This is a genomic window from Gordonia sp. SCSIO 19800 (genome assembly GCF_018132775.1).
In the GTDB taxonomy this organism is placed as follows: domain Bacteria; phylum Actinomycetota; class Actinomycetes; order Mycobacteriales; family Mycobacteriaceae; genus Gordonia; species Gordonia hongkongensis.
The window spans coordinates 61,735-80,916 of the sequence record NZ_JAGRQM010000024.1 but is presented as its reverse complement, the minus strand read 5'-3'; the positions used below and the strand labels follow the sequence as shown (position 1 = coordinate 80,916).

At 63.5% G+C, this 19,182-nt stretch carries 17 protein-coding genes; 13 read left to right on the top strand and 4 right to left on the bottom strand.

Annotation, left to right across the window (positions count from 1 at the left end):
* Positions 1–98 precede the first annotated feature (98 nt).
* A complete protein-coding gene (locus tag KB201_RS21405; protein ID WP_249146220.1) occupies positions 99–491 on the bottom strand; it encodes a DUF6766 family protein in 393 nt (130 codons plus the stop codon).
* A 399-nt stretch (positions 492–890) separates the two neighbouring features.
* On the opposite strand from KB201_RS21405, the gene KB201_RS21400 reads away from it, so the two are divergent.
* The 4 genes from KB201_RS21400 to KB201_RS21385 all read left to right on the top strand — a co-directional run bounded on the left by KB201_RS21400 (position 891) and on the right by KB201_RS21385 (position 3,186).
* Positions 891–1,640 carry an alpha/beta hydrolase fold domain-containing protein gene (locus tag KB201_RS21400; protein ID WP_307848109.1) on the top strand — a complete coding sequence of 250 codons (750 nt, stop codon included), beginning with the start codon at positions 891–893 and terminating at the stop codon, positions 1,638–1,640.
* Between the two features lie 164 nt (positions 1,641–1,804).
* A complete protein-coding gene (locus tag KB201_RS21395; protein WP_211540387.1) occupies positions 1,805–1,987 on the top strand; it encodes a YegP family protein in 183 nt (60 codons plus the stop codon).
* A gap of 223 nt (positions 1,988–2,210) precedes the next feature.
* On the top strand, positions 2,211–2,642 hold the full coding sequence (locus tag KB201_RS21390; protein ID WP_211540386.1) for an STAS domain-containing protein: 432 nt from the start codon (positions 2,211–2,213) through the stop codon (positions 2,640–2,642).
* A 10-nt stretch (positions 2,643–2,652) separates the two neighbouring features.
* Positions 2,653–3,186, top strand: a complete 534-nt coding sequence (locus KB201_RS21385) for an ATP-binding protein (protein WP_211540385.1) — start codon at positions 2,653–2,655, stop codon at positions 3,184–3,186.
* A 342-nt stretch (positions 3,187–3,528) separates the two neighbouring features.
* On the opposite strand, the gene KB201_RS21380 is transcribed toward KB201_RS21385, so the two are convergent.
* Together KB201_RS21380 and KB201_RS21375 are read right to left on the bottom strand one after the other, a co-directional pair.
* Positions 3,529–3,894, bottom strand: coding sequence for a helix-turn-helix domain-containing protein (locus tag KB201_RS21380; RefSeq protein WP_211540384.1), 366 nt, complete (start codon positions 3,892–3,894; stop codon positions 3,529–3,531).
* Positions 3,894–4,295, bottom strand: coding sequence for a hypothetical protein (locus KB201_RS21375; RefSeq protein WP_211540383.1), 402 nt, complete (start codon positions 4,293–4,295; stop codon positions 3,894–3,896). The genes KB201_RS21380 and KB201_RS21375 overlap by 1 nt, the downstream gene beginning before the upstream one ends.
* A 938-nt stretch (positions 4,296–5,233) precedes the next feature.
* On the opposite strand from KB201_RS21375, the gene KB201_RS21370 reads away from it, so the two are divergent.
* The 7 genes from KB201_RS21370 to KB201_RS21340 all read left to right on the top strand — a co-directional run bounded on the left by KB201_RS21370 (position 5,234) and on the right by KB201_RS21340 (position 15,129).
* On the top strand, positions 5,234–5,989 hold the full coding sequence (locus KB201_RS21370; RefSeq protein ID WP_211540382.1) for an SDR family NAD(P)-dependent oxidoreductase: 756 nt from the start codon (positions 5,234–5,236) through the stop codon (positions 5,987–5,989).
* 617 nt (positions 5,990–6,606) lie between these two features.
* Positions 6,607–8,166 carry an AMP-binding protein gene (locus KB201_RS21365; protein ID WP_211540380.1) on the top strand — a complete coding sequence of 520 codons (1,560 nt, stop codon included), beginning with the start codon at positions 6,607–6,609 and terminating at the stop codon, positions 8,164–8,166.
* A gap of 805 nt (positions 8,167–8,971) precedes the next feature.
* Positions 8,972–10,582 (top strand): NAD(P)/FAD-dependent oxidoreductase, encoded by a 1,611-nt coding sequence (locus KB201_RS21360; protein WP_211540378.1) that lies wholly within the window; start codon positions 8,972–8,974, stop codon positions 10,580–10,582.
* 56 nt (positions 10,583–10,638) lie between these two features.
* A complete protein-coding gene (locus KB201_RS21355; RefSeq protein WP_211540376.1) occupies positions 10,639–11,700 on the top strand; it encodes an alpha/beta fold hydrolase in 1,062 nt (353 codons plus the stop codon).
* Between the two features lie 82 nt (positions 11,701–11,782).
* Positions 11,783–12,901 carry an NDMA-dependent alcohol dehydrogenase gene (locus tag KB201_RS21350; protein ID WP_211540398.1) on the top strand — a complete coding sequence of 373 codons (1,119 nt, stop codon included), beginning with the start codon at positions 11,783–11,785 and terminating at the stop codon, positions 12,899–12,901.
* Between the two features lie 88 nt (positions 12,902–12,989).
* Positions 12,990–13,292, top strand: a complete 303-nt coding sequence (locus KB201_RS21345) for an EthD family reductase (RefSeq protein WP_211540374.1) — start codon at positions 12,990–12,992, stop codon at positions 13,290–13,292.
* 112 nt (positions 13,293–13,404) lie between these two features.
* The gene (locus tag KB201_RS21340; protein ID WP_249146218.1) at positions 13,405–15,129 is read left to right on the top strand and encodes a sigma-54-dependent Fis family transcriptional regulator; all 1,725 of its coding nucleotides are present in this window, start codon (positions 13,405–13,407) and stop codon (positions 15,127–15,129) included.
* Between the two features lie 89 nt (positions 15,130–15,218).
* Here the strand turns inward: KB201_RS21340 and KB201_RS21335 are convergent, their stop codons facing one another.
* The gene (locus KB201_RS21335) at positions 15,219–16,709 is read right to left on the bottom strand and encodes an aldehyde dehydrogenase family protein (protein WP_307848110.1); all 1,491 of its coding nucleotides are present in this window, start codon (positions 16,707–16,709) and stop codon (positions 15,219–15,221) included.
* Between the two features lie 661 nt (positions 16,710–17,370).
* Between KB201_RS21335 and KB201_RS21330 the strand changes: the two genes are divergently transcribed.
* Positions 17,371–17,943: an LPD29 domain-containing protein gene (locus KB201_RS21330; RefSeq protein ID WP_211540370.1), complete on the top strand. Its 573-nt coding sequence runs from the start codon at positions 17,371–17,373 to the stop codon at positions 17,941–17,943.
* A 33-nt stretch (positions 17,944–17,976) separates the two neighbouring features.
* Positions 17,977–18,978 (top strand): DUF3560 domain-containing protein, encoded by a 1,002-nt coding sequence (locus KB201_RS21325; protein WP_211540369.1) that lies wholly within the window; start codon positions 17,977–17,979, stop codon positions 18,976–18,978.
* The last annotated feature ends 204 nt before the right edge of the window (positions 18,979–19,182 follow it).

The following is a 19,182-nucleotide window of genomic DNA, read 5'->3' as shown; positions in this document are numbered from 1 at the left end:
AGGCCCTCGGGCAACTAGCCCTGGCCTACCCCGACCGCATCGAACCCCACCTCAACTAGACCCAACCAGCAACCACAGGAAACCCAGGAGTCACGTTCTTACACAGACATCTTGACAAGCTCGGACCGATCGGACTTCTCGCGGGGGTCTGCGTCTTGAGGTGCATCGTCATCGACGGGTTTGGATTCTGAGGATCCGCGTTGCACAAGGAACGCGGTAAGCACCACGTACATCGCCATCTGAAGGAACTCAGATTCCCAGTTCTCGAACGTGGCTTCGATGAAGTCACCGGTCAAGAAGTACCCGAGGAACGACACCTGCCCCGAGCCGCCGTGCGTGATCTGCTCGTCGTTGTAGACCTGCCACCCGGACACGGCCATGCCCACGAAGAACACTGCGAACAGGGCCATACACGCCAGGAACAGCCCATTGTCTCGTATCCGACGAGCAGGCCGGTCACCGAGCAGCGACAGCGAGTCACGAGAGGTCATGCTGTAGCAGCCTAGCTGAGGCGAGGAACGCTCATATGCTGCGACGACGCGACCTGCGCGCCATCGGCGGGCCGGAATTACGGGGGGGCGCACCAACGTCGGAGCATTCCGAGTGTGTGAGTCTGCCGTTTCGAAGGTCGTATGGACCCCGGCTCCTGGTCGCTACGATCGATGGACGTGGCACACCGAACGTCATTCCTCTCGGCTCGGCATGGAGACTGACTGTGACCTCGATACAAGGGCGCCTGATGATTGCCAGTCTTTGGTTGCGGCGCAACAAGAAGTTCTATGCCGACCCAAAGTCGATGCGCGACCACCTCTCTGTCCACCAAGATCCGCGGCGTGCGCGTCCGCCCAGTTGGCTGACCCGACGGTTTGGTGTCGAGCGAGTCGACATCGATGGTCACCCGACGTTCACCATCACGCCCCGGTCGGCGGTGCCCGGCGCTCTGCACGTGTTCCACATGCATGGCGGCGGGTTCGTCGAATCGTCGAATCGCCCGAGCCGCATCACTGGCGGTTGCTGCCCGGATCGCCGAGCGCCTTGGATGCCGGTACACCATGCCGATGTATCCGCTGGCTCCCCAACACGCCCACCCCGAGATCACCAGGATGGTCGAAAGCGCTTACACCCGCGTCATGACCACAACCCCGCCCAACCGCCGGCTCGTTTTCGGTGATTCCGCGGGCGGAACGCTGGCACTGACGCTCACCAGACACCTCCGCGAACGGGGGCAGGACCAGCCCGCGGCGATCGCCCTCTTCTCGCCCTGGATCGATCTGGCAACCGACGACCCAGATTCGCTGCGGATCGATCCAGTCGACCCGGAACTCGGCGTGACCGGATTGCGACAAGCCGGTCACTGGTATGCGGCCGGACGTGCCCTCGACGATCCGGACATCAGTCCTGCCTTCGCCGACATCGCAGGCAGCCCACCGATTTCGGTGTTCATCGGCCACCGCGACATCCTGCTCCCTGACGCCCGCCGTATCGCCGAGCTCGGTCAGCGCGCCGGGGTGCGTGTAGACCTCCACGAGTATCGGGGCATGTTCCACAACTGGATCATGAAAAACATCCCCGAGGCCTCCGACGCCATCGAACAACTCCTCGCGTTCGTGCACGACGCCACCCACGGAACGGGCTCATGAGCTGAGCACGACCAATGGTCAACCCACCCCGCCAGCAGTCGGCGCCGACGCGGCCACTTCCACAATCGGCGGTGCCCGAGTCAGTGGCACACAGCCAAGCGTGCCCCACATCGACACAAGTAGGTGTGTAATGACTGCGCCACACCCGATCGAGAGGAACCCCGATGTCCGCGAAATTCGAACTGTTCACCGACAAGGCCGGCAAATTCCGATTCCGACTCAAAGCCGCCAACGGCGAGATCATCGCCGCCAGCGAAGCATACGAGTCGAAGGCATCGGCGAAGAACGGGATCGAGTCTGTCAAACGCAACGCCGCCGAGGCCGCCATCGACGATCAGACCAACTAGGCACATCCCTGCGGCGCGGTTTGCGCTTACGAACTTCCCCTGGTCTCTCGATAGCCTCGGCGCGGCGGCAGGCGCCCCATCTGGACGGCGATCGCATCGTTGTCTGGCAGCCGACCCATGACAGAATTAGGTAGGCCGGTGCAGAAGGTTGCCGTCGTCATGTCGTTGGTCGGGACCGGGTCACAGCAGGTGGGTGGCCCCTGCGCGAAAGCGAGAGTCACCAGTGCAGGCAGACAACCCCAATGCTGTGTTCGTTGAGGGCAACGGAGACAACGCCGGGCGGGCGTTGATGACTATCGTCTCCGCCCAGCACGAGGAACTGGTGATCCTCACTGTCGACGGCAGCATCGATGTTCTCACCGCACCACAGTTGTCTGAGGCAGTGTCGAACGCGCTGAACGGCCAACCGCGCGGCCTGATCATTGATCTGACCACCACGGACTTTTTGGCGTCGGCGGGCATGGCTGCGCTCGTCGCCGCGCACGAGGCGATCGCACCGACCGGGCTGTTCGGGGTGGTGGCCGCCGCACCCGCAACGTCTCGGCCGCTGACACTGATGGGCCTGGATCAGACGATCGTCCTCTACCCTTCCCTGGACCACGCAGTCACGTCCATGACCGACCCCACCGGAATGGGCGGAACCCCGACTGGGTAAACACGACGGCGTGGACTCATCACACCACCTCGATGGCGACTCCACCGATGACTTCGTACGCACTGTCGAGGCCACCGCCGAGGCCGCCCATCAACTCCGGCAAGTGTTCACCCTATGGATGACAGCACGCATCGATGCCGGCCCCGAACGCCGCGCCGACATCGTCCTGGCCGTCTACGAAGCGGTCGCCAACGCCACCGAACACGCCTACAATCACCGTGCCGAGCCTGGTGCCGTCACCGTGCACGGCCGAACAACTAATGGCGCCCTCGAGATCACCGTTACCGATACCGGCACCTGGGACCCCAGCCCGTCACAGCGCTTCCGCGGCCGCGGACTGGCCCTCATCACCGCCCTCAGCGACACCCACGCACTCACCTCTGGACCCCACGGCACCACCGTCACCATGAGCTGGCAACTCTCGGTCGAGGTCAGTGGGGCAACTGGACGCGGCGCACCCGATCCCAGGTCACCTGGAAGGGCCGGGCCATCCAAGCCTCACCACCGTCTCGGCTGTCCTGGTAGTCCGATGAATGACACATAAGATACTTAGCGCTAATTGGACTGTGCGACTTTGTATTTTGTCTCCAGTGACGGAAGTGTACGGAAATCACTGGGTCGAACGTATCGACGTGGTGCAACTGGTCGCGGCATGACCAGCACATCGAGCACCCATTGTCCATGAGCGTGATTCACGAATCCCAGCTCGGTCAAGGTGGGCGTAGTCGCAGTGGTGACAATCTTGTAGGGCCGGCATCGGCGGCATCGTAAATTGCCCCCAAGGCGGCTCGCCGGATGCTGTACTCGGGCACTCCGGCAGAGTCGGTCCAGAAATCGAACGACCTCATCGGCTACCGGCCAACCAATCCTCGACCAGCCACTCCCCTCATGCCCCGTCCACCAGTTGCGCAGGCAGGGCAACCTCGACGGTGCGGTCACCCAGTCGGGCTGTGATGGTGACGTCGGTGGCGCCGGCGGCGGCCAGGTAGTTGGCCAGCGTCGACAGCAACAGGTCCTCCCGCGCCTCCAACCCCGACACCGCAGCCTGTTTGATACCCATGCGCTGGGCCAGCTCGGTCTGGGTCAGCTGCGCAGCGCGGCGGATCGCCGCCAACCCCATCGCGTGCGCCCTGTCGGCCTGGGCCATCTCCGCTTGGATCGTCTCGACCCGCGCCGCGGTATCGGGATCGCCCAACAGCTCCGCGATCCGCTCGTTGCCGCGCCGGAACGTGGCCCGCTTCTCCTCACTCATCAGCCCTCACCTCTCTCAGTCTCGGTTTGCCGTTTCCACGCCTCGATCGCGACATCCGCGCGAGGGCCGACGCTGTCGTAGAACACATCACCCATGCGCGCCTTGTCCCCGGAGAACAGAGCCACCACCACATGCTCCTCGTCGGGGAACCACACGATCAGCCGCACCGCCACGCCCTCGCGGTACGGGTGCGACACCCGCCACACCACATACCGCTTCGACTGCCGCACCCGCTTGAGCGTCGCCGATTCCACCACCGGCGCCTCCTCGAGATCGGCGAGCACCTGCAACTCGGCCAGCAGCAGATCCAGCCGCAACCGATCCACGGCGTTACCCGCCGCAGCCGACTCCTCCAACCGGGTCAGGTAGTCGTCGAACTCGCTCGACCAGTCGATCAACACCCATTGATATTACCTTGGAGCAATATCACTCGCAAGCAATACTGCGGGTGTGGCTCACGCGCGACCGGTTCGACCCCGCCTGGGTTGGCCTCGCGGGGGCGATTCCGCGGCTGCCCCGCGGCGGCACCCGCGCCTTCCAGCGTTCTTAGGCTTTCGCCGCAGGTGAATTCGGCGTCGCGCAGGAGCTCAGGGGTGATTGCGAGGCCGGTGTGGTTGGCAGCCATCGCCGAGCCCCGTCGATGATGTGATGCCGGCCGTCGTTGCCGGTGCCGTCTGCAAAGGGATCGGGCTCGAGCGCATGCCGAAGGAAGTAGGTATGGCGAAAGCCCGTCGCACACGCGCTGCATTCGAAGCTGAACCGGCAAACCCCTGGGTCACTACCTGTCCCAAACTGGGACACTCAACATGTGGTCTACACCACTAGAACGAAGAGGCCACGTGTTCAGTAGGAAGAAGGCAGTCATGAGTGCGCCAGATTGATGCGCTTGTCATCGGAACGTCCACAAGTCCTAGCGTGTGACCTGATCGCTAATTTGTCGTCCAGATTTGAGAACAGCCTCTGGTGCCTCCGGGCTTTGCCGGAGTCAATTAAACGACAGTAAATTGCACATGTCTCGCCGCCTTGGCGAGTCGCGACGCTCGTCATAATACCAATTGGCAGCGATCCGAAGCTGCTAGCCTGAGCCGTAACGAGAGTGATGAGAGCGAATTCATTACCGGTGCTACACGATTCGCCAGCGGCGATATGTCGGTCGCTTTGAGTCGAAACGAAATCCAGTCGTAGAACTGACGGGATCAACCTTACGCCTATCGCCCTGGCAGTCGTGGCATCCTCGTTCCCATCCCCACCCATCCACCCGATCCCGCTGGGATCTGGCCACTACGCTCCATGTTCGATCAGATCCAGAAGATAGCCAATCCACGAAGGGAAGTTTCATATGCGGTTGCAAGGAAAGTCAGCTGTCATTACCGGCGCTGCAGGAGGACTCGGCGCCGCGATATCAGCACGATTCGCAGAAGAGGGGGCTGCTGTCGCTTTGCTGGACCGTGACGGGGACCGCGCTGCAGCAATGGCGAAAGAGATAGGCCCCGCCGCGATCGCGTTTCACTGTGACGTCGCCGACGAACAGAGCGTCAAGAGTGCCCTTGCAAAGGTTGCGGAAAAGAATGGGCACATTGACACCATTGTGAACAATGCAGGGGTCGAGGGAGCGAACAAGCCGACCGACGAGTTGGAGCTTTCTGAATGGGAGCGAGTTATGGCAATAAACGCCACGGGCGTATTTCTCTGCACAAAGCACGCGATCCCGTATATCCGAAAGTCAGGTGCAGGGAGCATCATCAACGTCTCCTCGGTATACGGACTGGTCGGAGGTGGTGATATCCCGCCCTATCACGCATCCAAGGGTGCTGTCCGATTGATGAGCAAGAATGATGCGCTTTACTACGCCCCTGATCGGATACGCGTGAATTCGATTCATCCCGGATTCATCTTCACAAAAATGGTCGATCGATTCGTGGAGTCGACCGGCGCCGATCCTGCGGAGGCACGCCCAGCAATTGAAGCACTTCATCCACTCGGAACTGGAGATCCGAGCGACATCGCCTGGGGAGCCGTCTACCTCGCGTCCGATGAGGCACGGTGGGTCACTGGTAGTGAACTCGTAATCGACGGCGGTTTTACCGCACGCTGAGTTGGGTCTAGCGCGAACAAGGGTGACGACTGAGGCGATCAACTGATAGCCCCCATTTAATGCTCCCGTCGACGCCAACGAATCGGGCTCTTTGTCCGGATGCGTTCGTAGTGATCCTATAAGGTCGACGAGTTAATTCGGGGCCGTCCATGAGGCGGCGTTGATGCCGGTGTTCGACGACAGGACAGAGAGCTAGGCATTCGGCGATCATTGACGGGTGTCGGGTATCAAGTGGTCGAGTTCGGCAAAACCCCAGCCGACGATCGGCGCCGGCCATCGGCTGAGATCGTCGGCTGGGTACTCAAACCGCCACACTCTGCCAGCTACGGGATTACAGACCGCCGAGGACGTCGACGCTGGCGCTGGCCTCGCGCGCATGGGCCTGGGCTTCGGCGCACTGATCCATGCTCGTGTGAGGTCGCGGGGTTCTGGGATTGGTGTCATTCCACAACTGACTCCGAGACACCAGTTCGCAGTGTCCCATCATGGGACAGTCATCTGTGTTGTGCGTCACGAGACTGAGGTCACTGCGTTGCAGCGTAGAAAACCCCCCCGGCGGACTCAGGTCTTCAGAGGATCGAAGCAGCGAGCCACGTGTCTAATAAGTAGGAGAAGTTGTGTTTGTCCCGTTTAGTGTCAACGATTTCCTCGACCGCGCGGCGATCGTCTACGGGGACCGGGTCGGGGTGGTCGACGAACCCAACCAGCCCGCACCAAGCCAAGGTGCACTGACCTACACTGAGATCGCGGACTTAGCCCGCCGCCAAGCCGCCAAACTCGACGAACTCGGCATTCGGACTGGAGACCGAGTCGCGATCGTCAGCCACAACTCGGCCCGGCTGCTGACCTCGTTCTTTGGAGTCTGCGGGTCGGGACGAGTGCTGGTGCCGGTGAACTTCCGGCTGCGGCCAGATGAAGTGCGGTTCATCGTCGAAGACTGCGGGGCCCGCGTGCTCTACATCGACCCGGAGCTCGAGGATTCGCTCAAGGATATCGATTGTGAGTACAAATTCATTCTCGGTTCGGACACCGACCTCTACGCTGCCCCCGACACGGTCCCACGACCTTGGGAATCAGATGAATCGGCAACCGCCACCATCAATTACACCTCTGGGACCACCGCCCGCCCCAAGGGTGTGCAGATAACCCACCGCAACATCTGGGTCAATGCCGTCACGTTCGGGCTCCACGCCGGGATCAGCGACCGGGACGTGTACCTGCACACCCTGCCAACGTTTCACGCCAACGGTTGGGGTCAACCGTTCGCGATGACTGGGGTCGGTGCCCAGCACATCATCCTGAGGAAAATCGACGGCGCCGAGATCCTGCGCCGAATCCGCGATCACGGGGTGACAGTGCTCTGTGCGGCGCCGGCGGTTGCTGCTGCGGTCCTCGAGGCGGCACAGACCTGGGACGGAGAGATCCCGGGCCGGGACCGGGTCCGGATCATCATGGCCGGCGCGCCACCACCGACCAAGACCGTCGCTCGTGTTGAGCGGGAGCTGGGGTGGGAGTTCATCCAAATCTACGGCCTCACCGAAACGTCTCCGCTGTTGACCATCAATCGGATGCGTGCTGAGTGGGACGATCTCGATCCTGAGGCACGAGCCACCAAGCTGACCCGGGCAGGCGCCCCCGCACTCGGGGTTCGCCTGCGCACCGAAGAGTCCGAGGACGGCGAGGGTGCGGGAGAGGTGCTAGCCCGCTCCAACGTGGTGATGGAGGGGTATTGGGGGCAACCTGAGGAAACCGAGAAAGCTCTGGCTGGCGGCTGGTTCCATACCGGCGACGGTGGCGCGATCGGCGACGACGGGTATCTGACCATCGCCGATCGGAAGAAGGACGTGATCATCACCGGTGGCGAGAACGTGTCCTCAATCGAGGTCGAAGACTGCCTGTTCTCCCACCCCGCGGTAGCTGAGGTCGCAGTGATCGCAGTACCGAGCGAGAAGTGGGGCGAGACGATCAAGGCGCTGGTGGTGCTGCACCCGAATGCGCAAGCTGGCCAGGACACCGAAGCGGAGCTGATCGGTTGGTGCAAGCAACACTTGGCGGGATATAAGGCGCCAACCTCAGTGGAGTTCCGTCGCGACCTTGCCCGCACCGCCACCGGAAAGCTGCAGAAGTTCAAACTCCGCACCCCGTACTGGGACGGACACGCACGCCAGGTCAACTGATCTTTGAAACCTCCTGCGGGGCACACCGACCACACACGCCCGTGCGGCCGCAGGAGGACGGCCATCGTCGAGGTGCTGCGCCTGGGCGGTGGAGGACCTTGCCCGGCATAGGAGGATCGCTCCCTGTCGATACACGAACTGAGTTGTGTCGGTGCAATTCTCGCGAAGACCGTTTCTTTGGAGCGGCGGTCCCTGTGAGGTTGTCCAGCTGCTTGTTGTAAGTCACGCCCTCCGACGGTCGTCCGGGGTTCAAACATGTCACCGCCAGACTTGCCGCGTTCTCTCACACATTGCCCGGCGAAGCGGTTCTCGATTCGCAGATGGCCGGACACAGTAGTTGTAAACCGCGACGCCGCCATCCAGCACATCTCCCCTGTCTCGGCCCTTGCGAAGCTCGTAGTTCAGCGACTCAAAAACGGGTCCGTGGGTTACATGACTCTCTCTCCGGAGTTTGGGCGGTAAACGCCAGGAACAGGATGCGACTGCCACGACACATTTGGCCGGATCTGGTGCACGACTCTGATATTCGGCAAGTAGTCGGTCGCAGAAGGCACCACTCGCCCAGATGTTGGCTGCGTACAGCGGTGTGGATCGGTGCGGGACCAGCCGCCACGTCAGTTCTCAGCACATGGTCGAACCCGCTGCTTCGTGCAGTCGATGACTCAGCGTCCGGGTGGCCTTCGGGGAGGGTCCTCCCCACAGCACTCCCTTGCACGGAATCCGAAGTGTCCCATCGTGGGACAGTCGAATGTGGTGCAGATCATGAGACTGAGGTCACTGTGTTTCACGCAACAGGAAGATGATCATGAGTAACACCACACTCGACGCGGTCGTCATCGGCGCCGGCGTCGGCGGTATCTATCAGACCTATCAACTCAAGCAAGCCGGACTCAACGTCCGTGCCTACGACGCCGGTAGCGACGTCGGCGGGACGTGGCACTGGAATCGGTACCCCGGCGCCCGCTTCGACTCCGAGGGTTACATCTACCAGTACCTGTTCGACGAGGACCTGTACAAGGGCTGGAGCTGGAGTCAGAAGTTCCCAGGGCGGGATGAGATTGTCCAGTGGTTCGCGTACGCCATGGACAAGATGGGCGTTCGCGACGACTACAGCTTCAACACCACGATCGAAAGCGCCGAGTACAACGACGAGACCGGGCGCTGGACAGTGCGTACCGACCAGGGCGAGGTCATCGACACCCAGTTCCTGGTGTCCTGCGCCGGAATGCTCTCCGCACCACTGACCAATCTCTTTGACGGCCAGGACGACTTCACCGGTCAGATCTTTCACACCTCGCGGTGGCCCGCTGAGAAGGTCGAGCTGGCCGGCAAGCGCGTCGCGGTGATCGGAACCGGGGCCACGGGCATCCAGGTGATCCAGACGATCGCACCCGAGGTGGAACAGCTCAAAGTTTTCATCCGCTCCCCGCAATTCACGCTACCCATGAAGAATCCGGACTACACCGCCGAGGACGTGGCCGAGTACCACTCTCGGTACGAGCAGACCCGGGACACCGTGGGAACGACAGTCGCTGGTTTCGCGTATGACTTCACCAAAGACTTCGATGATCTCGCTCCCGAGGATCGCGAGGCGTACTTGGAAGAGTTGTATGCCGACGGCTCGCTCAAACTGTGGCTTGCCTCCTTCCTTTCAATGTTCTTCGACGAGGAAGTCAGCAAGTTCGTCTCGTCGTTCGTGCGCGCCAAGATCGAAGCGCGCCTGCAGCACGATCCTCGTCTGATCGAGCTGCTTGTTCCCGGACCCGACGACTTCGGATTCGGTACCCACCGGGTGCCACTCGAACGCGGCTATTACGAGGCATACCTTCGTCCCAACGTCGAGGCGATCGGAGTGGCCGACAACCCCATTCGGCGGATCGTGCCGGAGGGTATCCGACTCGCTGACGGCACAGTGCACGAAGTGGACGTGATCCTCATGGCCACCGGTTTCGACGCCGGCTCTGGTGCACTGTCACGACTCGACCCGAAGGGGCGGAACGGGCGGTCGTTGGCCGAGCAGTGGAACCGCGAGATCAGCACCACCTATGGCCTGGCGATTCACGGCTACCCGAATCTGCTGGCGACGGGCATCCCGCTCGCGCCCGCGGCTGCGTTGTGCAACATGCCCACCTGCTTGCAGCAGCAGACCGAATGGATCACCGGTCTGATCACTCACATGCGGGACGAGGGCCACCGAATCGTCGAACCGACCGCAGAGGGCGAGGCCGCATGGGTCGAGCAGCACGACGCCGTGACGCAAGCGACCCTGCTTGCCAAGACGAACTCGTGGTGGAACGGAGCGAACGTGCCGGGCAAGCCACACGGCCGGGTCCTGTCCTACCTCGGTGTCGGAGATTTCGCCGAGCGCACCGAAAAGGAAGCAGCCAACGGATACAGCAGCTTCCAGTTCAGCTGACGCCTGACCCAGGTGTCGACCTTTCCAACCACGTGCCTCACACCGAGGAGACCAGCATGATCGACAACCCCTTCTACAGCAATGAATTTCATGGCGACTACGACCTCGTCAGCATCGGCAAGCTCGCGCTCGAAAACGGTGGCGTGATACCCGACACCATCCTTGCCGTGGCGACCTTCGGCACCCTCAACGCGGCCAAGGACAACGCGATCCTGATCCCGACGTGGTATTCGGGTACGCACCAGACCTGGCGGGACATGTACATCGGCCCCGACCACGCGCTGAACCCGGAAAAATACTTCATCGTCGCCGTCAATCAGATCGGCAGCGGACTGTCGGTCTCGCCCCACAACGCGGACGGCGCAAACGCAGGCATCGCGATGTCAAAGTTCCCGAACGTGAGCATCGGTGACAACGTCGTCGCACAAGAGCGCCTGCTGCGCGAGCACTTCGGCATCGAGAAGCTAGCCCTCGTGGTCGGTGGCTCCATGGGCGGGCAGCAGACGTACGAGTGGGCAGTGAGGTACCCGGACAAGGTACTTCGGGCAGCTCCTATAGCGGCGACCGCCCAGAACACACCCGGCGACTTTCTCATCGCACAGCTGATGCAGGAAGCCAAACAGTCCGACCCAGCATGGAACGGCGGGGAGTACTCATCCAACGCCGACGTGGTCGACGGCCTCACCCGTGAAGCTCACATCTGGGGCGTCGTGGGTCTGTCCACAGAGTTCTGGAAGCAAGAGGTCTGGCGCGCCTTCGATTTCGAGAGCCAGGCAGAGTTCCTCGCCGGGTTCTTGGTACCGGCCTTCACCGCGCACGATCCCAACAATCTGCTCACGCAATCATGGGCGTGGCAGCGCGGTGACGTCGCGCGACACACAGACGGCGACCTAGCGGCCGCGCTCGGACGCATCACAGCAAAGGTGTATGTCCTACCGATCGACGAGGATCAGCTGTTCCCGCCGCGCGACTGCGCGCCCGAGCAAGAACTGATCAAGAACAGCGAGCTCCGGGTGATCAACGACGTCTTGGGCCACCTGGCCCTGTTCGCCGTATCTCCCACCTACATGCCGCAGATCGACCAAGCGCTCGGTGATCTGCTCGCAGAAGAGGTCTGACGACCACCCGGCGCTCAGACGCGCAGCGCCGCCCTCTATCCGCCCGTTGCCCACTATCCGCAAATTACAAAAAGGAGACATCATGAAGACCAAGGCAGCTGTACTGCTCGAGCCCGGCAAGCCCTTCGAGATCATGGAACTCGACCTCGCCAAGCCCGGCCCCGGCGAGGTGCTCATCAAGTACACCGCGGCCGGCCTGTGCCACTCGGACCTGCATCTGACCGACGGCGACCTTCCCCCCCGCTACCCCATCGTCGGTGGCCACGAAGGCTCCGGCGTCATCGAAGAGGTGGGCGCCGGTGTGACCAAGGTCAAGCCCGGTGATCATGTCGTGTGCAGCTTCATCCCGAACTGCGGCACCTGCCGCTACTGTGCCACCGGTCGCTCCAACCTGTGCGACCTCGGCGCGACGATCATCGAAGGCCGCTTCCCCGACGGCGGATTCCGATTCTCGGCCAATGGCGAAGATTTCGGCTCGATGTGCATGCTCGGCACCTTCGCGGAACGCGCCACAATCAGCCAGCACTCGGTGGTCAAGGTCGACGAGTGGCTTCCGCTCGAAACCGCTGTGCTAGTCGGGTGTGGAGTCCCGTCGGGTTGGGGCACCGCCGCCCACGCGGGCAACGTGCGCGCCGGCGACATCACCGTGATCTACGGCATCGGCGGGCTGGGGATCAACGCTGTGCAGGGAGCCGTGAAGTCCGGCGCCAAGTACGTGGTGGTGGTGGACCCGATCGCCCTCAAGCGCGACACGGCGATGAAGTTCGGTGCCACCCATGCCTTCGCCACGGCGGAGGAGGCCGCGAAGGCTGTCAACGAGCTCAGTTGGGGCCAGGGGGCCGATCAGGCGTTGATTCTGGTGGGCACCGTGGATGAGCAGGTCGTCACGGACGCCTTCAATGTGGTTGGTAAGGGCGGCACCGTCGTCGTCACCGGCCTCGCCGATCCCGCCAAGCTGACCGTCCATGTCTCCGGCTCGGAATTGACCCTGATGGAGAAGACCATCAAGGGCACACTGTTCGGGTCGTCCAACCCGCAGTACGACATTGTCAAACTGCTCCGTATGTGGAACGCCGGCGAGCTCAAGCTCGATGAGCTGATCACCCAGCGCTACAGCCTGGAGGACGTGAACAAGGGCTACGAGGACCTGCGCGCGGGCAAGAACATCCGTGGCGTCGTCGTCCACGATCCGAATTCCTGATTGGTTCCGCGCCACACGAGTCGCCGACGCGACCCCGCGACTACCGCCCCGGGGTCGCGTCGGTACCCATTCCATTCCGAAGGACATCATGCCCCATCTCATCGTCTCCTACGGCCACCCGACCGACCCGGCCGCTTTCGATGCGCACTACGTGAACAACCACAAGCCCCTTGCTGATCGGATTCCCGGGGTCGTGCGCTGGCATGCGGGACGCTGCTCGACACTGGACGACACCCGACCCGAGCATTACGCCGTGGCGGTCCTGACTTTCGCCACGACCGAGGACCTCACCTCGGGGATGGCCTCCCCCGAGGGCCAAGCGGCGGTCGCCGACATCCCCAACTACGCCACGGGGGGCGCCACAGTGACGGTCATCGACGACCTGGTGTAGCCGAGGGTCTCTACGCGATGCCTGCTGGGGGAACACCTAGACTGTGACGTACGCCACCTGTCGCCCGTGCCGTGAGCGCGCGGCGACAGGTGGCCCAGAAGCGGAGACGATCATGAGCCATCGGATCAATGGTAAGAATTCGGCGGAGAAGCACGCCGTCCCGGCGCTGATCACGCAATCCTGGAATAGGTCGAAGGCCGCAGGCCTGACTCCCGAGGGCCGCGGTATGCGGAGCATCTACGTCGAGGACCTGGACTTGCAGCGCCGAATGGTGCAGTGCGCGGTGCCAGTGTTGAACAAGCTGCACGATGACCTGGCCGGGATGCCGCTCGGCATCGCCCTCACCGACGAACGTGCTCAGGTGATGCTGCGTCGTGACGTCGACCGGAGCCTCAAGAAGCACTTCGAGGCCGCCTGCTTTTCGCCGGGTTTTGATTACTCAGAGAGCATCGTTGGCACGAACGGGGTCGGCACCGCCATTGAGACCGGCATGGCCGTTTACGTGCACGGCGACGACCACTTCAAGTCGTCTATCCGGCACTTCACCTGCGCGGGCGCCCCGATCCACAATCCGCTCACCGGTCGTTTGGAAGGCCTCATTGACATCAGTAGCCTCGCCAAGGATGCCAACCCTCTCATGCGTCAGCTCGCGATTCGGGCCGCGCGGGACATCCAGGAGTCACTCAAGGTCACCGGGTCTGCGAAACAACAACTGATTCTCTCCGCATTCCTGGCCGCTTGCCGCCGACCACGAGTGGCAGTGTTCTCCCTCGGTTGCGGTGTGTTTATGTCCAACGAGATCGGCGCCAAGCTGCTCGACCCCGTCGACGAGGCGTATCTGCGCGAGGAAGCCAATTCGATGCTAGCGCCGATGTCGCGAGACCGGGTCAAGCTCGTCCTCCCGTCTGGTCTCACGGCGATGATCCGGAGGACTCTCGTCGAGGACGGAATCGAGGCCGCCGGTGTGATCCTCGAGGTGGAGCCGATCCACTACGAGCAGCCCGCCCCGGCCGCGCGGCGACTCGACCCGACCATGCCCGGTGTCGCCGGGCGATCAGAGGTCTGGCGTCGACACCGCACCGAGGTTGCCACCCTTGCCGCTACCAGCACCAATGCCTTGATCCTGGGTGAACCCGGCAGTGGCCGCGCCACAGTGGCCCGCGGCGCGCATTTGCAGAAGAATCCGCTTGCGCAGTTCGCGGCCGTCGACGCTACCGCCCCGTCCGTGCTCGACGACTTACGGACTGCCCTGGGTTCAGCGGCGACGAGCGTGGCCCTGCTCAACGTCGACACGATGTCGGCTGCCGACGACGCAGCAACGGCCGAAGCGATAGCCAAGGACCAGGTGGGCTACCCCGCCCGCTGGATCGTGGCCACCGGCCGCGCCAACTCCGACTGGACCACACGCAGCAAGATCGCCGAAAACCTTCATGGCGCCGTCGAGATCCCCGCGCTCCGCCACCACCCCGACGACATCCCGGACATCATCCAATTCCAGCTGACACAACTCGCACCGAGCCGCACCGTGGACGTCGACGCTGCAGCGATCCGAGCCCTCCGCAGGTACCACTGGCCGGCAAACGTAACCGAACTGGTGGCGGCCTTGCGGCACGCGCTTCGCGTGCGTCCCGTCGGCACGATCGGGATCTCGGATTTCCCGGCGTCGCTCCAGTCGACACCCCGTCGGTCCCTCACCACGATCGAGACCGTGGAGCGGGACGCGATCGTCACGGCGCTCAACGAGAATGGCGGCAATCGACTGCGCGCGGCGGAAAGTCTCGGCATATCGCGTTCGTCTCTTTACCGCAAGATCTCGACCTACGGTATCCACGCCTGATGTTGTGACAGACGAGACCCGCCCGGCGCTGCCGAGCGGGTCTCGTCGCGTACCGTCTGGGGTGTCCTTGGCGGCCCGGGAGATGCGAGCTAGGACTCGTTCGGGGTGCCGAGCACCAGGCCATAGGCCCGGTTCTCGACGCCGCCGGACAGATCGACGGTGATCGCCTTGTCCTGGGTGAACTCGTCGAGCGCATCAGGCCCCAGTTCACGGCCGGTGCCCGACTGCTTGTAACCGCCGAAAGGCATCACCTGGGAAATGTTGTGCCAGTCGTTGATCCACACCGACCCGGCTTCGAGTCGGCCGGCCACCTCCAGGGCCGTTGAGATGGACCGGCTCCACACGCCCGCGGACAGGCCGTATTCAGTGTCATTGGCGATCTTGACGGCCTCGTCAACTGAGTCGTAAGTGAGCACGGACAGCACCGGCCCGAAGATCTCCTCACAAGCGATCTTCATCGAGTTTTCGACGTCGACGAACACGGTCGGTGCAACCCAATAACCCTTCTCGAACTCGGGGCCTTCCGGCACGCCGCCGCCGGCAACGACAGTGCCGCCCTCAGCGCGTCCGGAGTCGATGTAGTTGAGCACGCGATCTTTCTGCGCCTGGCTCATCAGCGGCCCCACATCAGTTGTCGGATCGGTGGGATCGCCCTGCTTGAGCGTCGCGATCCGGGCGGTCAACCGCTCGACGATTTCATCCTTGCGTGCGCTGGGCACCAGCAGACGGGTACCCGACTCGCAGGCTTGACCGGCGTGCAACAGAAAGGCGTAGATCGAGCCGTCGATTGCGGTGTCGAGGTCGGCGTCATCGAGGATGATGTTTGGGCCCTTGCCGCCGAGCTCAAGCAACACTCGCTTGACGGTCTTGGATGCGGTCGCCATGACCCGGCGACCGGTCGCTGTCGAGCCGGTGAAGGAGACGAGGCGCACGTCAGGATGACCGACGAGGTGGTCACCGACGACGGGACCGTCGCCTACTACGACGTTGAAGACGCCGTCGGGCAGCCCTGCGTCGCTGAGGATCTGCGCCAGTTCGAGTGCGAACGTTGGAGTCTTCTCGTCGGTCTTGATCACCACGCTATTGCCGGCGGCGATTGCAGGGATCGACTTCCACACCGTGACAAGACCGGGAAAGTTCCACGGGACGATGCCGGCGCAGACGCCCACCGGCTCCTTCTGGATGAAGCCGGTGTGCAGGACAACACCGCCGATCGCTTGCGGCCGCGTCCACTCGTAGGTTCGGGTCAGCTCCGCGTAGTGCTGGATGTGCATGAGTGGGAAACCCACGGCGATACCGGCAGAGGCGCGGACGGGGATGCCGGTTTCGCGGCTGTTCAGCAGTGCGAGTTCGTCCATCCGGTCGGCGAGCTTCCCGGCGACGACGTCGAGCAGTGCGGCCCGTTCCACGGGCGGCCTGTCGCGCCATACGCCGGCATCGAAGGCGGCTTTCGCCGCAGCGACCGCTGCGTCGACGTGATCGGTGGTGGCCTTGGCGACGGTCGCGACCAGCGATTCGTCGGCGGGACTGATCACCTCGTAGTGGTCATCGGTGTCGACCCACTGGCCCCCGATGAACATGCGGTAGTGCGGGACGCCCTCGCGCTCGATCGAAGGGGAAGGCTGGTTCAGAGTGGCGGTCATATGATCTCCGACGTTGTGGAAGTTGCGGTGTGGCACCGGTATCCGATTTCAGTGACGTGGATCACGTTAGAAGGGCAATAGGAGTAGAACTGTCCCAGCTTGGGACAGAGTCAAGATCAGTCGCTGCGGCCCGCCCGCACTAGCACTGCTAGGGCTAGGAATGATCCCACCGCGCATATCTGCACCGCCCCTTTACGGGGAACACCCCTAAGTGCCTGCTGCACCTTCGGGCCTCCCGGACCCGCGGAGCTCCCGCACAATCACCACGCCTGCCACGTGCGGCCGGTGTGCCCACGCCCGCGAACGTGAGGTCGCCGGCCCCGACGGGTTGCGGTCTGTCTGCCGGCTGCGCCGTCACCTAATCGGAGCGGCTACGCCGCGCCCTGAGCCCTTCGGGCTGAGTTGGTTTGCGTTGCCCTGCCGCATTCTCTTACCTCCAGTCGCGGCCCGCAAGGGCGTGAAAAACTAACCCGCCCTACGGGTTTGCAGGGCTGCGCCCCGGATGACTTTTTCACTTCCTCCCTTGCAGTCCACTCCCTCCGGCAAAGAGATGGCCAGTGCAAACGCAAACCAGCACTCACAACGGGAGGGGTCACCAATGACCGTCAGCTACAGCACCAAAGAGACCGCCGCCATCATGCGCAAGACTCTGCGGGCGAGCTGGCCCGGCGTGAAGTTCTCCTTGCGCCAGGGTCGGGGTACCGGCTCGGCATGGATCGGCGTCTCCTGGACCGACGGCCCCCGCGAATCCGAAGTCAAAACGGTGGTCGACGGCTTCCGCTCCGCCTCGTTCAACGGCATGACCGACAGCTACGACACACTGCCCGACCAGCTCGTAGCCATCAACCCGACCGAGTTACCCGAGATGGTCCGCTACGGCTGCGACGGGGTCAACGTCGAACGCCACTACTCCCCCGACGCCGTCCGCACGGTCACCCGCGAACTCCTGGCCGACAACGAGCACCTGCGCGAACTGCTCGCCGCCGTCGACGTCGAGACCCTCGACTACAACCGCCTGCACAGCGGCCAGTTCTGCCTGCTGGCCCTGCCCGAGGATCGCGGCCTGATCCACCGAGGCGAACACATCTCCACCTACCGCATCAACGACGCCGGGACCGCTATCGCCGCCGCGCTGCGCCTGGCCGACCTCACCACCCACACCACCGCCTAAACCCTGCCCACACACTGAAGGAGAAACCACACCATGACCGAGATCACGATCACCCACACCGCCGCTGACGGCACCCTCGCCGACGGCATGATTCGCGGTGACGGCACCTACGAAATACTGCGGGCGAACGGTTTTCGCTGGTTCCGCTCGCTCGGATTGATGGGTATTCAGTCCAGCCGCGACCGCCAACCCAACGAGCACAAGATCACCCGCGCCGCCCGCGCCCTCGAGGAAGCCGGTCACACCGTCACCGTCGAAATCGACCGGGCACACCGCGACCCCGCCCAAGCAGAAGCCGACCGAGCCGCCCGCCAAGCCGACCGGGTCGCCGCACTCGAGAACAAAGCCGACCGCCGCGCCGCCGCCGCCGAGGCCGCGTGGACCGCCGAGCAACGCGCAACGGCCGCGCTGCCCCCGGGAGGCGAGCCGGTCAAGCTTGGGCATCACAGCGAAGGCCGGCACCGCCGTGCGATCGACCGCGCCCACAACGCGCTCGGTAAAGCCGTGGCCGCCGACCGTGACGCCAACCACGCCACCAACCGCGCCGAATCCGCCGCCCGCACCACCGAACTCCGGTACAAGCCGGTCACCGTCGCGAGCCGGATCCAGAAACTCGAAGCCGAGCAGCGCGCCGATCAACGCGCCCTCGACGGACACACCCGAACCCTGTTCACCGACGGCCGAGGCGTCAAGCACGTGGAGAAGACCACCGCCGCCAGCGGCGAGTACCGCGAACGCCTCATCGACCGCATGGCCGAACGCGCCGACCAGATCACCTACTGGCAGGGCATCCGCGCCCAGCAGATCGCCGACGGCCAGGCCGGCGACTACAACCCCGCCACCATCCACGCCGGTGACCTGGTCAAGATCCGCCACCACGGATGGACGCCCGTGCTGCGCACCAACAGAAAGACCGTCAGCGTCGAAACACCAGCACCCTTCGGCGGCCGCATGATTCGTCACACGGTGCCCTACCCCGAAATCCAGGGCCACCGCCGCGCCGACACCACCACCGACACCGCCGAAGCGGTCTAACCACCGAGCCCGGACCCACCCCGCGCAGGCGGGGCGGGTCGGGTGCTGCGGGCATCGAACCCGCAACACCGCAGGGCGCTACGCGCCCACCGCCACCCGTCAGCCGCCCGGACCCGAGCACCGCGTGTCACCCCGACACGCGCACCACCAACACAGACAGCAAACCCGGACTTTGCTATCGTGTTCGCGCATTCATTCTCAAGT